This is a genomic window from Adhaeribacter pallidiroseus, assembly GCF_003340495.1.
GTDB classification, from domain to species: Bacteria; Bacteroidota; Bacteroidia; order Cytophagales; family Hymenobacteraceae; genus Adhaeribacter; species Adhaeribacter pallidiroseus.
Genome location: NZ_QASA01000001.1, coordinates 4,647,682 through 4,663,338, shown reverse-complemented (window position 1 = coordinate 4,663,338; position 15,657 = coordinate 4,647,682). Strand labels below are relative to the sequence as shown.

Genomic DNA, 15,657 nt, shown 5'->3' with positions numbered 1-15,657 from the left:
AGTAGAGTAGTAATAGAAGATAAAAGTAAGCTACCAGGTTTTTAGCCAGTATACTTCAGATTAAACCAATAAGCTTAAATTAGCCGTATTTTAAATAACAACCAAACCGACCTATACCGGTAAAATTAATAAACCGGTTTAAATATATAAGCAAAAGGTGGCACAAACTATCCGGGTAAAAACAAAAAAGGAGAAACCCGCAAGTTTCTCCTTTTTACAGATAATTAGGCCATACTGCTTAATCTTCCGTTATATTAATCGTTTCGCTAAAGGAACCTGACCAATCCGTTTTGTCCGGATAAAACAGTTTTTTGTACTTATCATAAACCGCGGCAGGCTGTTTTACGCCGTTAATGGTAAATCCTTCTTGGTTAATCTGGATAGCGAGTTTTTTGCTATTCGCATCAATCAACTTATCCTTTATTAATTCCTGCTTTATTTTTTCAAATTGAGCCGCTCGCTTTTCATGTTCTTTGGCTCGTATTTCGTGCTCTCGGGCACGTTCTTCGTGTTCTTGCATCCGGATGGCATGTTCTTTTAGGCGTTCTTCATTTTCTCTCATGCGCGCTCTTGTCTGTTCCTCGTGTTCTCTCATGCGCAGCTCGTGTTCCCGCATACGGCCATCATGTTCTTCCTGGCGCAGGTCGTTCATAAACTCCCGGCTAATTTCCACCCGGTTGGTACGATCATCGCCAATTTCCTGCAGTAAAAAGTTGTTGGGATCGCTTTTACCGGTTTTAACTACCACTACGCCTTCTTTTCCCTCGTTGCCGAATTGTTTTTGAGCAGCTTCCGCGTGGTAAATTTGCACACTATTGATGTTTTCGTTTTTTAATTTAGCCAGTGCCGCTTTACCACTTTTGCCCGGGTGCTTTTTGCCATCAATAATGTATAAGGTGTTGGTAGGCAAATCCAACGTTTTTAAATATTCCAATGGTTTTTTGGGTGGTAAAGGAGGCGTAAGCGGAATAATGGGAGCAATTGGTGCCGGAGCAGGTGCCGGTACAGGTGGTGTTAGCGCAGCAAGCGGCGCGGGTGGTAGGAGCAATCTGCCAAAATCATCCAAGTCGCCGTTAAATGAAAAAGAAATGCTTTCGTTCTCGGGTTTTAAATCTTTCAGTACTTCTTTCATTTTAGCTAATTGCTGCGGTACTTGGGCCGCTGGTAAACGGGGAGCCTGCCGGGTGCCAGCCATGGCAACATCAATTTCTTTTTGGAAATTAACAATCTCAGACTTCGGTATTTTCTGACCATTTACGTAAAGTTCGGTAATAGCGCCTTTCTTGTTTTTGATAATTATCAGGTCGCTCTTTTTGCCGGTTAAAGAGTCCGTAATGCTGTAAATACTGGCTTTCAGGTTATCTTCAGTTTGCGGCTTTACTTCCGGAGTAGGTACAGGTTGCCCGGCTTTATTAACAACTGGTTTTGTTACTTTTATGGCCTTAGCCGGCGCGGTAAACTCAGCAAAGGCGCTCACCGAAATTACGGTAAGTCCCACAATCAGTACGCAAGCGGCCATAAAACCTTCGGAAAAAGTAGGTCTTAAGCGAGGTTGCTGCACCAAGCGTTTAATACGGCCCAGCAGCGAGCCATCTTTACCGGCAAAAGCCAACGCCAGTTGGGGGGCACTTCCCGCAATAGTTTGCAGATTAGCCAAGGCCCGGGCGTACGTAACCGGGTTGCCGCATACCGCAATGGCCTGATCGTCGCAGCAGTTTTCACGCTCTACCCGCACGTAATCGCTGATCCACCAAACAGCCGGATTAAAGAAAAATAAAATTTCTACTAAGGCTTGCAGCATATTCAGTAAATAATCTTTCCGGTAAATATGCGCGAGCTCGTGCGCCAAAATAGCTTCTACTTGGTCGGAACTTAAACCGGCTATGGTACCGAAAGGCAATAAAATTATTGGTTTAAAATAGCCGATTACTAAAGGTGTTTTTACCAACGCCGACTCAAAAAGACGTACTGGTTGCGTTACCCGTAAGCTTTGCGCCATTGTGGCTAAGCGCGTGTTCCAGGTGGAACCTAAAGCGTACTTTTTTTGAAATTTTAACCGTTGCACGTAGGCCAGACCGCCTAAAAATTTCAGCAGCATGGTTAACATGCCCAGCAGCCACACGAGTACCACCGCCGGCAAATGCTTGCTGAAATAATACTTAAAATTTACCAGAATAGCCCCCCGCAGCATGGGTTTGGCATCGTTAGCCTTTGTAAGCGCAGTATTAGTTTTACTGGTTGGTTTTGCCACTAGCGCGGGTTGCAGCTGACTATCAGGCATAACCAGCGAAACCGTTGGTTGCGTTTGCTGGTAAGTACGCACAAAGGTAACCCCGGCAATGAGCAAGGAAGCAAACAAGGCCGTAGTGGCAACTGTGTAGCGAAATCGGGCGGAATGACGCTGCAGCAAAATCAGGAGTACGGATAAGGTAATGGCGACCAAAGCACTTTGCCAGAGCGAATGCAGAATAGTCCAGCCGAGGGCTTCTACTAGTTTGGGCGATAGAAATGCGGGTAAGTAATTCATTTTTGACCTCCTTCCAGTTTATCGAGTAAATTTCTGATTTGATTTAATTCTTCTTCGGATGTGCGATGATTGCCCAGAGCCTGCATCACTAACTTCATGGCCGAGCCCCGGAAAGTAGTATCCAGGAACTTGTCGAGTAGTTGTTTTTGGGTAGCTTCTTCGGGCAACAAGGCCTGGTAAACATGCGAGCGATTGGTTTTGTCAGCGGCAATAAAGTTTTTTTCCGCCATAATTTGCATTATTTTCAGGGTAGTGGTGTAGCCCACTTCTTTCATTTCGTTTTGCTTTTCGTTTACAAAGCGCACGGTTTGCGGGCCATGCTCCCACAAGATCTGCAAAATCTCTAATTCGGTTTCGGTAGGTTTTATTGGTTGATGATCGGACATAACAGGTGGATTAAAAGGTGTTGCTTAAGCTGCATCAAACATATACGAATAATTTCGTACATCCAAATTTTTTGTACGAAATATTTCGTAGTTAGTGAAAATATTTTCTTATCGATCTAAAAAGCCTGCGTGCAAGTATTTACAAGGGTAAGGGAAAGAATTTTTAAATTTTTTCTTGAGGAAGATGAGTTTTAGAAAGTATCGCTTATAAAGAGTACTTGCTATTTAAGCGAAATTTAAATTCTGATTAAAGCTTAACACTAAAATAATGTTATTTATTAAAGTAATCTGTGGTACTTTAATTAAGCTTAATAGCTTTTAGGGTTCTCTTTGTAGCGTAATGGCAGAAATTAGCAAGCCTCAATAATTTTAAAAAAAACAACTAACCGTATTTAAACAGCTACCAGTATCATGTATAAAACGCTTCTATTTTTATTACTAATCATTCCTACTTGTTTGTTTGGGCAGGAAACCAAAAAGGTTATTGACAAGAGTACAAGAGAAATTTTCTTTGTTCTTAAATCAGACAAAACCACCAAGCACGGCGAGTATAATAAACTTAATTTTAGAAATACATTGTTAGTAAAAGGATATTATAAGCAAGGCGCCAAAGATAGTATTTGGGAGTGTTATAATTTTAAAGGGGAGCTTAGCTTAAAATACGATTACACTAAAAACCGGCTATTGTTTTACCAGCCAAATGAATCAGCTCCAGAAAGACAGTATCAGATTATTAACCTACCCGCTAGCGCGGAAATAAAGCTAAGTCAACCCCCTATATTCTTAGAAGGCGATGAGGGTATTTATGCCACGCTCGGCAGAGAAATTCGTTATCCAGCAGGGGCTTCCAGAAACGGAATATCGGGAATAGTTAACGTTTCCTTTATCGTCGATAAAAAGGGTAAGGCGAGTAACTTTCAGGTTAAAAATCCCATCGGCTATGGGATGGACGAGGAAGCTGTTCGGGCTTTTAAATTGCTGCCCCCTAATTGGTTGCCCGGAAAAGTTAAATCCGAACCCGTGGACGTAGAAGTAACGTATCCGGTTACATTTCAGTTTATGAAGCAATAGTTGAACTTTTACCGGTAAACGGGTATTTGATTGGAATATCGATAAAAGTTTAAATTTGTTTTAGAGCTCTTTTAAATCTTATGAAAAAAGTTGTTTGGATTTTAGTAGTTGTCGTATTAATAGGAGGATACACGTATTACCGCAATTTGGTAAGGAGCCCGAAATACTCGTTGTTGCAAGCCCACGAAGCCCTACAGGACCACGACATGGCGGCTTTCGAAAAATACGTGAACGTTGAAAGCATTACTACTGATTTAGTAAACGACATGTCGCGGCAGAAAAGCCTGATTGGTTTGTTAAACCCGGGTAGTATGGTTTTAAAGCAGGCTATCCAGTTCATGAAACCGCAATTAGCGAGTGTAGCGCGCAAAGAAGTGCAGAAATACGTCGAAACCGGTTCGTTTGCCAAAGATCCTACCCGGGAGAAAAAAGTAGATATTTCGCTGAACGGCTTGTGGAATAAAGTAGTAAGCGACAGCAGTCAGTTTAAAGGCGTAAACTATACCCGCGAAGAAGGCGAAACGGCTTTTGTAGGATTAGAGTTTACCCAACCTCGCTACGATACTACTTTTGTGCTCGAAGTAAAAATGCAAAACAAAGGCGATTACTGGCAAGCCACCGAAATAACTAATACCAGCGATATTTTTAAAGGAATAGCCCGCCTGCAAAAGCAAAGATTGCAAAATAAGCTCCTGGATTAGCAGCCCAAGTTTCAGATCTTATAAAGAGTAATCGATAACAAGAGCCCCTTACTTTTCTGAAGTAAGGGGCTCTTGTTTTGTTCAATCCTATCTATTTACTCCGGTAAAGCTGATTTTTTTAAATTTTTACCCATTTGTTATCTTTCAGAATCTTTAGAATATACTAATTTTTAAAAATTAGAGTTAATTGTTTTCAAGCCGAAAGACGAAGTAGGAATAGGTGCTGGAAGGAACTTTACCGGCGGTATTTTTCTTTAAAATACAGACAAAAACCTTTAATTTAAGCAGGATTAAGTGAAAAAAAAGATAGGAATAGTGGGTTGGTTACTGTTTGCTTATATGTTTGTAAGCGCCGGTTGCCAAAAGGAATCTACCGAAGCCGTAACGCCCCAAACCCCGGAAAAAGATTATTTTGTTTCGGCGGAACAATTGGCGGTAGTGCCGCAAACTGTATTGCAAACGCTCGCTACCAGCCAAGGCTACAGCAAATTTGTTCCGCAGATTAAGTACGATGTAGCTATTTACAATTTAGTGTACACTACTACGTATAAAGATCAGGAAATTAAAGCTTCGGGTTTGTTAGCGGTGCCGCAGAACATGACTACCCCGGCGGCTATCCTGAGTACCCAGCACGGTACGTCTTTTCTGGATAGCGATGCCCCGACGAACTTCCCGAATACCTTCTCCGGGTTTGAATTATTTGCTTCTACTGGCTTTGTAACCTTAATTCCGGATTACATTGGTTACGGTATTTCCAAGGATATTTTCCATCCGTATTACGATCAGAAGCATTCCGGCCTGATGGTAGTAGATATGATTAAAGCGGCTAAGTCGTACGCGAAAAAGCAGGCTATTAAACTAAACAATAACTTGTTTTTGGTTGGTTATTCCGAAGGGGGCTACGTAACCATGGCCGCGCAGAAGGAAATTCAAACACATCCGGAACACGGTTTATCCGTTACGGCCGCCGCCGCGGGAGCGGGTGGTTACGATTTAACGGGCATGCTGGCCGCGGTTACTACTACACAATCGTACGGTAACCCTTCGTACCTGGCGTTTGTGCTGCAATCGTATAATACTACTTACAACTGGAACCGCCCGTTAACCGACTTTTTCCAAGAGCCTTATGCCGGCCGGATTCCGGAGCTTTTTAACGGTACTAACGGAGCCGGTAAAATTAACAGCAGCCTGGCTAAAAACCCGGCAGAATTATTTAACCCTACCTTTTACGCCAATTTAAAGAAGCCGCAAGAAGAATTAGCTTTAAAGCAAGCGCTGGTAGATAATAGCTTTTTAAACTGGGTACCCAAAAGCCCGACGCGCTTATACCACGGTACCGCGGACCAATCGGTATTTTATCAAACCAGCCAATCGGTTTACGATAAATTCAAAGCGGCGGGTGCTACTAACGTAGAATTAATCTCCATCCCGGGTGGTACGCACAGCAGCAGCCTGGAGCCCATGGTTTTATCCGTTATCCCTTGGATACAAAGTTTAAATACTCCCGATAATTAGGTTTTAGTCCGCGGTTCAAAGACCATAGTCGGCAGAAAAATTTAAAAAAGCCGCGTTGTTATCAATACAACGCGGCTTTTTTAAATTTTCAGGTTTTCACAGTTCCAATCTATTCGTAAAACTAGTTTGTCAAAGAGCTAATCATTATAACTTTCCAACCTTCCAACTTTCCAACTTTCCAACTTTTCAACCTTCTAACTAACAACTTTTAAACGGGTGATGATGAACATACAGAATACGGTAGCAACGCAGGCAATAATACCCACCGTATTAAAGTGCAGGATTTCGCCGGTAGGGGTTTTTTGAATAATTAAACCCGCCAGAAATGCCGATAAACCCGAAGCCAATTGTTGCACCGATGATTGAAAACTCATAAAGCTACCCCGCAATCTTTTTTCGACGCTGGAAGTTAACAACGAAACAGCCGGTACAAAGCGGGCGCCAAAGCCAATAAAAAAGCTGGTAGTAATAATTAAGGCTACGTAATGCGGTACGCGCGGCATGTTGGTAACCAGAATAATGGGAATAATCGAAAACAAAGCGGAGTAAATAAATACCCGCTGTTTACCGTATTTATCGGCTAATTTACCGGCCAATTGTGAGGTGACCACCGAAGCCAAGCCGCCGCACAAATAAATAAAAGCCAGTTCCGTTTCGGCAAAGCCGATGTTGCCTACCATATAGGGGCTGATAAAAGGTACCACCGTAAAACCCGCCAGCGTCAACACAATCATTAAAGTTAAGGCCCAAAGCAAATTACGGTTGGTAATAATATCCAGTACGAGTTGCACGGGTTTGGTTTTTACCGCGTTGGTGAGGTGGCCCCGCATGGTAGGTAAAAACTTAATGGCGACAAATAATACCAGTACACTTAAACCGGCCAAACCAAAGAACGGCGCGTGCCAACTGCTGATACTGGCCAGGTACAAGCCCACCGGAATGCCAATAATAGAAGCTGCCGAAAAAGCCGCCATTACCTTGCCGGTAGCGCTGCCCCGGCGCGCTTCGGGCACCACGTCGCCGATAATGGAAAACACCAGCGCCCCAATTACGCCGCCAAAAGCCCCGGCCAGCACCCGGGCCAGCATTAATATTTGGTAATTAGGCGCAATGGCGCAGCAAAACGTGCCCACAATAAAACCTACGTACAAAGCCAATAACGCATTTTTCCGGTCGAACTTATCAATAAAAAACGTGCTGATAAATCCGGAGAAAGCCGCAGCAAACGTATACGCCGATACGAGTAAACCAAACTGTTTCGGGCTAATGTCGAAGACGCGCATGAGTTGCGGACCCAGCGGCATCATAATTACAAAATCAATAATATGGGTAAACTGAATAGCGGCCAGAATAAACAATAACCAGCCTTCCCGGATTACCAATGGAGGAACGATGCTATTCGGGTTATCTTGAGTCAAAGAATACGTTTTAGAAGAATCTGTTTCGGACATAAAACAAAAATTTAAAAAATAGAATAATAGCAGCCTACAACTACGTATAGAACCAAGAGGAGGTAATTAGTAGGTTAAAAGATTTGCCATGCTGGTAAAAAATAGAAAACCCGAAGGTATGGCTTTTGTTTAGGATAATGTATGGCTAAAGCAAAAGATAATATAATTTGCGAGTTGTGTAATCGGCAAGTAGATGCCGTTACCCGCCATCATTTATTGCCCAAACAAGAAGGCGGGCGCTACTCCGAAACCGTAGATTTGTGTCAGCCTTGCCACAGCACCATTCACCGTACCTTTACCAACCGGGAACTGGCGCGGGGATTTGCCTCGGTGCAGGCGCTGCAACAAGCCGAACCTTTACAAAAATACCTGAACTGGATAAAAAACAAGAGTAACATTATCCGCATCGCCAATCGCCGCCGGAGGTACCGGTGAGTAGTTAGTTATTGGTTGTTTAGATTTAGTAATACTGTAGTTTAATAATGCTGTAGATGATAATGGACTTTGTAAGTGAATGTCTTCGCTCGATGTATGTTAGGGACGAGTTTATAAAAGCTGTATATTTTTTTATATTTCTTGGGGTTTTTAGTTGTAATAATCGGATAGAAGAAACTGAAAAATCAGGCGATAAAAATATTGCTCCAAATAGTACAACAAGCCAAAAGAAAGACAACTCTAAGTTTTATACTACAAACGATACATTAACAATTGTTACTGAATCTAGTGACACTTTAGAATTCGCACAAAAAGAGTTCAACCGGATAGTAGATATGCACCCTGAACTTTATGGAGAAATCATTTATAATCCAGACTGCCTTTATCACCAATTCGGCAATAATGTTGAATTTGATAGTGAGCAGGGCCAAGATGCGTATTTTGTTTTATACGCATACTTTTTAAAGCAAAAGAATGGCGTTGACAAATTTACTAAACAAAGGAAAATATTGATTGAAATTTATTCTCATCTCAATTCGCTTTTCAAACATTTTCAATTCGGAGGCACTTTCTTTGGTCATCAGCAATTAAGAATTTTGGGCTATGCAGAATACTCTATTTATCTCTTACTGCAGAATGAGGACGACTTTGAAAAGACTTATAATATAGCAAAACAGAAAGAGCTTTATATTAAATCACTCAGGCAACTAATTGCAGACGAGAGCTCAACAGATTATGAAACATTAAAAAGCGAAAAAGTTGAACGAGAGAAGAAATTAAATAGAATCGTGGATGAAATTAATACTCTAATTACAGACGTATTTTATCTGCGTAGAGCACAAGCTTTCCAGTATGGTTATTATGAATATTACTAATAATATTAATTTCTAACAACGGATAACCAACAACGAACAACTACTAATGCTGAAGCAATTCATTCCTTTTACCCAAGTAAAGCAGCATCCGGCCATTATCGTCGATAGCCTGTACCCGAAAGGTTTAGTATTGGCGCATTGGCGCGGCGCCGTAAACCCTGCCGGCACCGCCGACGATACCAGCGCCGGTATTGTGCTCAACGCCCTGGAACAACAAATTCCGGGATTAGATGTCCCGTACGTGAGTGCTAATCATTTCGACGTAGATGGTTTTGTGGGGGTTTGGAGTGTTTTAAACCCCGAACTTGCTTTACAAAATAAAGCTGTGTTGCAGCAAATGGCTATTATTGGTGATTTCCGGGAATTGGATTTAAGCCTACCAGCCGCCGACCAAGCGCTTAAACTAGTTTGCTGGATTAATACCGTAGAAAAAGAAAATTTTTACCCGCCGTTCGGGGCCGATGATCTGGAAGAAAATGAAATAAAAGCCTCGGTGCCGAAGTTCGAATACTTTCTGGCGGCTTTTGGCGAGGTGCTGGCCCACCCGGAAATTTTCCAAAAAGACTGGGAAATAGAATACAACCAAGTGCTAACGGATTATCAGGTTATCCACGGAGCGGATACGCAAATAACTACCTTTCCCGAAATTGGCTTAGTACAGATCCAGACGCCGCAACCGGTACATTATTACGCTTTGTTCAGCCGAACGCAGGGTTACGACATGGTGCTGAGCCAGTACACCCAAAATCGCTACGAATTAGAATACAAATACACCACCTGGGTAGATATTAGTTCGCGACCTACTTTACCCCGTTTGCCTTTAAAACCGCTGGCCCAAGTTTTACAAAATCTGGAAACAACCAACCGTACCTGGACCGCCGAAAGTGTAACCGATACGGGGCCTATTCTGCGCCTGAACGAGAGCGATCTGCCCAAAAAGCAACGGTACGCCAACCCTACGGAGCGCCCTATTTATTCCTCCAATATTTTGCCGGAAGAACTAAGCGCGCAGGTTATTTCGTACTTTCAGGCCCGGTACGCGGGCGTTTTACCCAAACAACACTGGACCTGGCCCGAGATTAAAGCATTCAAATAGCTTCGGATTAGAAAAATTTTAAAAAACAGAAAAAAGCAGGAAGGCAACTTCTTTACTTTTATCGATTTATTTATTTTCTTCTTTATTTTTTAAGGAATCTAAATTAGCTACCACGCAGAATAGGTTCTTTAAAAAGTAATTAGAAATATATTCTGTTCATTTTCGGGTACTTCCAGAAAATGCGGCCAGATTTTAAACCAAAGCCAATCATAATAAAAATATAACCTGCGGAAAGAAGTAAAAAATCCTTAAAAAATATATATTGGATAGTATTTGTAGCAGTAGCTGTTTTTCCAATGAATAAGATTCTCTGCCCCACTGATTTCTCGAAAACGGCCGCCAATGCCGTGGAAGTTGCCGCTATGGTAGCGCATTATTTACAAGTGCCTCTAACCTTGTTGCACGTCGTGCATTTGCCTTTAATAGATACCACCGAAACAGCCCTGGTAGCAGAAGAGGTTTTAGAAGATCAAAAGCAGCAAGCCAAGGAAAAACTGTCCCGCCTTTGCCACCATCTTAGTACCCAGTACGGTCATGGTTTTTGCGAGTACGATTTTTTAGTGAAAGAAGCCTTATTATCCGATGCAGTTAAAGGTTTATGCCGCACCGAACACTTTGATATGGTCGTAATAGGAACTACTGGAGGCGGTAACACGCTGGAGGAAATTTTAATCGGAAGCAATACCCAGGCCGTGATCGAAGGCGTAAAATGCCCCGTGCTGGCGGTACCAGCCAAAACGCCGGTGCAGCCTTTTCGGCACATGGTATACGCCTCTAATTACCAACCCGAAGACGTAGATGCTATCCGAGCTTTTTTGCAATTAGCCGCTATTTTTAAAGCCGACGTAGAAATTGTGCACGTGAGTAACGAGCAAAGCACCAGCAGCGATTCTAAGGCCGCTCAGTTTCAGGCCAATTTGCGGGCTAACTTACCCGAAGCAAATCTGCGTTTCCAGGAAATTATTCATCCGGACGAAGTAGAAGGACTGAAAGGCTTTTTGAGCACTACCCAAGCCGATGTTTTAGTCGTACTCAAAAAGCATAAAAATTTTCTCAGCAATATATTTAGCCAAAGTTTGTCGGAGCAAATGGCTTACCAAACCAAGTTGCCTTTATTGGTGTATCACGCCTAAAACAGACGGATTATACCGGATTCTAAAATCTGCTTTAAATCTGGTTAAGCTCGATTAAAATTTAAAAAATTAAGCTTTTTTCCAGGTTCTTTCCAAGAAACCGGCCCGGCCGGAACCTACGCTATAACGCTGGTAATGCGTCGGGTTTTTCTTGTAGTAATCTTGGTGGTAATTTTCGGCCAGGTAGAAAGGCTTCGCCGGTAAAATAGGCGTTACAATGGGCAAACCCCCAAACGGACCGTTTTTCTGTAATTCTTCTTTCGACTTTTCAGCGGCCGCTTTTTGTTCTTCGCTGTGGTAAAAAATGGCTGTCTGGTACGACGATCCCCGATCGCCGAACTGGCCACCCGCATCGGTAGGGTCAATCGATTGCCAAAATACCGTTAAAATTTCGTCGTACGAAATAATACTCGGGTCGAAGGTGATTTGCACGGCTTCGTAATGGCCGGTGCGGTCGGTACACACTTGTTCATACGTAGGATTTTCGACGTGGCCGCCGGTATAACCCGATACTACTTTTATAATGCCCGGCCATTGGTCGAAGGGTTTTACCATGCACCAAAAACAGCCCCCGGCAAAGGTGGCTAATTGGTAGGATTTATTTTCTAGATTTTCGCTTTCCATAATACTAAACTGTTTTTGATGGTTTAACCCAAATAAAACTGTTTTGTTTCGACAAGCAGCTCGTCTCCAGATTTTCTAAGAAATACGCCTTTATATACCCCAGCGCCCTTATGCTGTTTCGCTGCGTAGCCAAATAGGTTCCTTCTGAATGACATGGTGAGTAGTAGCCTTATTTTTAAATTTACAAATTTTGCCAGTCTACTATGCAACAAACAGCTTGAGCCAGGTGCAAGGATTGACGCTAAACTGTTTTGTTGGTCAGCGAGTTTTTAGCGTCTTGATTTTCGTTGATTCTTTTTGTATCAAGATAAAAAGAACAAATACTCCAGCAATGCAACAACTGCACTTAGAAACCAAAGCAATCGCCGCCGCTATGCGAACAAGATTATTCAAAGTAATTTATAAGGCACGGGAGTAACTTCCGCGCCATAGTAGCACTACAGGGCAATTCTACCAAGATTACCCTCGAGAATTTAAAAAATTGTTATTTCTTCACGCCAGTACCTATTCCTTATAAGCCGTAATGGTTTCAATCGTCCCATCCGGATTATGCTTGAGTTCGGTAACCTTAATATTGCGCAAGTGCGTTTGACCTTTGGATAACTCGGTGTCGTGGTAAAATAAATACCATTTGTCGCTGAATGGCACGATGGATTGGTGATTGGTCCAGCCGAGTACCGGATTTAATATAACACCCTGGTAAGTAAACGGACCGTAGGGGTTGTCGCCGGTAGCGTAGGCAATGTAATGCGTGTCGCCGGTAGAATACGAAAAGTAGTATTTGCCGTTGTATTTATGCATCCAGGAAGCCTCAAAAAAGCGACGATCGTGATCTTTGGTAAGTAAAGGCTTGCCCGCTTTGTCTATAATCTGCACATCTTTTACGGGTTCGGCAAACTGGTGCATGTCGGCGCTTAACTTTACTACTTTCGGGCTGATGGCCGGATCATTTTCTTTGCCCGAATCGGTTTTAGAACCAGCCGGGTTAAATTTGCCATTCTCCCATTTTTGTAACTGACCACCCCAGATACCGCCAAAATACATATAATGTTGGCCATCGGAATCTTTAAAAACCGCCGGATCGATGCTAAAGCTGCCTTCAATCGGTTTCGGATCAGCTTTAAACGGACCAGTAGGGGATTTAGAGGTAGCTACCCCAATCCGGAAAACATCGTTTTTATCTTTTACCGGAAAATATAAAAAATAAGTGCCGTCTTTAAAAGCGGCATCGGGAGCCCACAATTGCCGACCAGCCCAGGGAATATCTTTTATATCTAAAGCTACGCCGTGGTCGGTAACTTTACCACCCACACTATCCTGTGATAAAATATGATAATCGCGCATGGCAAAATGGTCGCCGTTGTCGTTTTGCGGAATGTTCGACTCGATATCGTGCGAAGGGTAGATGTAAATTTTATTGTTAAATACGTGCGCTGAAGGATCGGCCGTGTAAATTTCGGTAATCAACGGTTTATTTAAAAATTGCGGGCCGCTGGCTTCGGTGGGAGTGGTTTGTGCGTTGGCTGCTTCTGGTTGTTTCTCCGGTTTTTTACTTTGACAGGCGCTCGCCGCAATGCTGAGCGCTATTATTATAGGGTAGGTGTATTTCTGAAGCATATAAAAAGGGGTTTAAGTAAATACAAGTGTCTTGCTCAAACCGGGAAGTTAAAGTAAAAGATGGAAAAGAATAAAGGATATTTCTTTTTTCTTAAAAAATAAATGTCAAAATAACAAATAATTAAAGAATGGCCAGTATATCCTGATCAATGCGTTTGGGGCGCAGAGTAGTTGCGTCGAGTAAACACCAGGTAGTTTTGGCCGAGGCAAGTAATTGCTCGGAGCCGGCCCGGTACAAAGTTACAAACCGGTCGAACTTGGCGCCCTGGTGCTCGCCTACCCAGGTAAATCCCTGAATCTGGTCGGTTAAAAAAGCGGGCCGTAAATAATCAATCTCGTGGCGAAGCACTACCCATAAGTACAATTTTTTTAAATTTTCAGTGGCCGCGTAGTGCCAATGCGCGGTGGCTACTTCCTGTACCCAGCGTAGGTAAACCACATTATTCACGTGCCCCAGCAAATCAATATCTTCTGCCTGTACCTGAATGGTGTGGCTGAACTTGGCGGAGTTACTGCTATTGGTCATAATAAGCTAGTTACGCACTTAACTTCGGTCAAGTTTTTAAGACCGGTAAGCGTTATTGCTAGTACATTAGCTGCGCTAAAAAGGGCATCGTGTTTTTTAATAGGTGTTCGTACACGTTATCTCGTTAAGTTGTTTTTGTATACCTTTTGTATAAAGTGGTAATGGTTAATGATTTCCAGCCATTAGTGGTGTAAATAAGCTTTTGCATGACTACTTCTATTTGTTCTTTGGCTACAATGGTAACGGTATCAGGTAATGGAAAGAGCTTTAAATCTACTTGGTTTTCATCCGGCGATACAAGAATTCTATCTAGGTTTTGACTGAATTCAAAGGATCTTACTACACCTTGTAAAGCATAGTTGATTACAGTATCTGTTGTATTGGGTGAAATGAATTGCTGCTGCCATAACTGCGAAAACAAAAAATGCTTACTGTTACTGTTATTGTTTTTCGGATAGATACGAATATCCAGTTCCGCTTCTGTTAGGTAATCAATCTCCTGCATTAAGTCAGTGGATGCTTTTCCATCCCGATTAATATCTACGGCTATGTTGCTGGTGGAAGTTACTATCTTGTATTTTCCATGAAACTTGTTATTTAATAAGGAAAGATCCTCTTGAGGAGCTACAGCTGATTCATGGCAACTTGTTACAGTTACCATAATTAGTACAACAAGTAATAAGTACGTTTTCATAGAAGTTTAGAGATAATAATTTTAAATCTAATGTGGGCTAACATCCCCAAAAAAACAAAGCCTTGCCCGGTAAATTTTTAAAATTTACCGGGCAAGGCTTTAAATATTCGGGTGGCTATTTGCCAGTAATTTTTATTTTACTCTATCAGGTGGTGAACCAAGGCGTATTTGATAAGGGCAGCCGTGTTTTTAGAATGCGTTTTGGCTAAGAGATTTTGCCGGTGCGATTCAATAGTACGTTTGCTGTTGAATAGTTTTTCGGCGATTTCGGCGTTGGTATAGCCTTCGGCAATCAGGCGTAAAACATTAAGCTCACACTTGCTTAAAGCTTCCTGCTCCACTACAGGCTCTTCTTTGGCCAAGGGGTTTTCGGGGTTTTCCAGGAGTTTGTAGGCTAGCTCCGAGCAGATAAATGGATTGCCGGCGCCTACGCTTTTAAGGGCAAAAACAAGCTCTTCGCGGCTGCAATTTTTTACCACGTAACCTAAAGCACCCATGGCTAAAATCTGACGCACGTAGCACTCCTGGTCCAGCATCGATAAAGCTAAAATCCGGGTTGCCGGATAGTGTTCTTTTACATAGGCCGTAGCTTTATACCCATCCATAACCGGCATGTTTATGTCCATTACAATTACATCGGCGGGTTGCGTAGCTAAAAGTTCTACCAGTTCCTGACCGTTAGCCGCTTCGGCAATTACATTAAATTCCTGTTCTTGCTGCAATAAAGATTTAATACCATCCCGGATAATTTTGTGGTCGTCAGCTATTATAATTTTCATAATGGGATATTTTTAAAAATTTATACTAAGAATAGTCTTGGTGAACTTAAATGTAAAGAAGGCTACGAGCCATATTTTATAAAAAAGTGATCGAGGTTAAATAATTGCAGGCCGTGTTTACAGGCTTCGATCCAGGAACTATAATCGTCCATGAGTTTTTCGTCTTTCATAAACAAGTACCGATTAGAGTAACGATGCTTTACTTTCTCCTAGTGGGTGTGGTAATA

General features: G+C 42.3%; 15 protein-coding genes. 7 read left to right on the top strand and 8 right to left on the bottom strand.

What is annotated here, in order from left to right; all coding sequences use genetic code 11:
• Positions 1–238 precede the first annotated feature (238 nt).
• On the bottom strand, positions 239–2,527 hold the full coding sequence (locus AHMF7616_RS18615; protein WP_115374251.1) for a M56 family metallopeptidase: 2,289 nt from the start codon (positions 2,525–2,527) through the stop codon (positions 239–241).
• Positions 2,524–2,913, bottom strand: coding sequence for a BlaI/MecI/CopY family transcriptional regulator (locus tag AHMF7616_RS18610; RefSeq protein WP_115374250.1), 390 nt, complete (start codon positions 2,911–2,913; stop codon positions 2,524–2,526). Before AHMF7616_RS18610 ends, AHMF7616_RS18615 begins: the two co-directional genes overlap by 4 nt.
• A 411-nt stretch (positions 2,914–3,324) precedes the next feature.
• Here AHMF7616_RS18610 and AHMF7616_RS18605 point away from each other — a divergent pair, with 411 nt between their 5' ends.
• The 3 genes from AHMF7616_RS18605 (at position 3,325) to AHMF7616_RS18595 (ending at position 6,200) form a co-directional block, all read left to right on the top strand.
• The gene (locus AHMF7616_RS18605) at positions 3,325–3,984 is read left to right on the top strand and encodes an energy transducer TonB (protein ID WP_115374249.1); all 660 of its coding nucleotides are present in this window, start codon (positions 3,325–3,327) and stop codon (positions 3,982–3,984) included.
• Between the two features lie 80 nt (positions 3,985–4,064).
• Positions 4,065–4,685: a hypothetical protein gene (locus tag AHMF7616_RS18600; RefSeq protein WP_115374248.1), complete on the top strand. Its 621-nt coding sequence runs from the start codon at positions 4,065–4,067 to the stop codon at positions 4,683–4,685.
• 294 nt (positions 4,686–4,979) lie between these two features.
• Complete coding sequence (locus AHMF7616_RS18595; RefSeq protein ID WP_115374247.1) at positions 4,980–6,200, top strand: alpha/beta hydrolase family protein; 1,221 nt, start codon at positions 4,980–4,982, stop codon at positions 6,198–6,200.
• Positions 6,201–6,394: 194 nt separating this feature from the next.
• Here the strand turns inward: AHMF7616_RS18595 and AHMF7616_RS18590 are convergent, their stop codons facing one another.
• Positions 6,395–7,651, bottom strand: a complete 1,257-nt coding sequence (locus AHMF7616_RS18590; RefSeq protein WP_115374246.1) for an MFS transporter — start codon at positions 7,649–7,651, stop codon at positions 6,395–6,397.
• Between the two features lie 141 nt (positions 7,652–7,792).
• Between AHMF7616_RS18590 and AHMF7616_RS18585 the strand changes: the two genes are divergently transcribed.
• From AHMF7616_RS18585 to AHMF7616_RS18570, 4 genes are all read left to right on the top strand, one after another.
• The gene (locus AHMF7616_RS18585; protein WP_115374245.1) at positions 7,793–8,086 is read left to right on the top strand and encodes an HNH endonuclease; all 294 of its coding nucleotides are present in this window, start codon (positions 7,793–7,795) and stop codon (positions 8,084–8,086) included.
• 62 nt (positions 8,087–8,148) lie between these two features.
• Positions 8,149–8,961 (top strand): hypothetical protein, encoded by an 813-nt coding sequence (locus tag AHMF7616_RS18580; RefSeq protein WP_233507641.1) that lies wholly within the window; start codon positions 8,149–8,151, stop codon positions 8,959–8,961.
• 46 nt (positions 8,962–9,007) lie between these two features.
• Positions 9,008–10,057: a DUF6687 family protein gene (locus AHMF7616_RS18575; RefSeq protein WP_115374243.1), complete on the top strand. Its 1,050-nt coding sequence runs from the start codon at positions 9,008–9,010 to the stop codon at positions 10,055–10,057.
• A gap of 296 nt (positions 10,058–10,353) precedes the next feature.
• Positions 10,354–11,190 (top strand): universal stress protein, encoded by an 837-nt coding sequence (locus AHMF7616_RS18570; protein ID WP_115374242.1) that lies wholly within the window; start codon positions 10,354–10,356, stop codon positions 11,188–11,190.
• Positions 11,191–11,259: 69 nt separating this feature from the next.
• Here the strand turns inward: AHMF7616_RS18570 and msrA are convergent, their stop codons facing one another.
• From msrA to AHMF7616_RS18540, 5 genes are all read right to left on the bottom strand, one after another.
• Complete coding sequence (gene msrA, locus AHMF7616_RS18565; RefSeq protein ID WP_115374241.1) at positions 11,260–11,814, bottom strand: peptide-methionine (S)-S-oxide reductase MsrA; 555 nt, start codon at positions 11,812–11,814, stop codon at positions 11,260–11,262.
• Between the two features lie 504 nt (positions 11,815–12,318).
• The gene (locus AHMF7616_RS18555; protein ID WP_115374239.1) at positions 12,319–13,431 is read right to left on the bottom strand and encodes a glycoside hydrolase family 43 protein; all 1,113 of its coding nucleotides are present in this window, start codon (positions 13,429–13,431) and stop codon (positions 12,319–12,321) included.
• Positions 13,432–13,552: 121 nt separating this feature from the next.
• Complete coding sequence (locus AHMF7616_RS18550; protein WP_115374238.1) at positions 13,553–13,957, bottom strand: acyl-CoA thioesterase; 405 nt, start codon at positions 13,955–13,957, stop codon at positions 13,553–13,555.
• 124 nt (positions 13,958–14,081) lie between these two features.
• The gene (locus AHMF7616_RS18545; RefSeq protein WP_115374237.1) at positions 14,082–14,651 is read right to left on the bottom strand and encodes a hypothetical protein; all 570 of its coding nucleotides are present in this window, start codon (positions 14,649–14,651) and stop codon (positions 14,082–14,084) included.
• A 137-nt stretch (positions 14,652–14,788) separates the two neighbouring features.
• Entirely contained in the window at positions 14,789–15,430 is a 642-nt protein-coding gene (locus tag AHMF7616_RS18540) for a response regulator transcription factor (protein ID WP_233507639.1), read from the bottom strand.
• Positions 15,431–15,657: the final 227 nt, after the last annotated feature.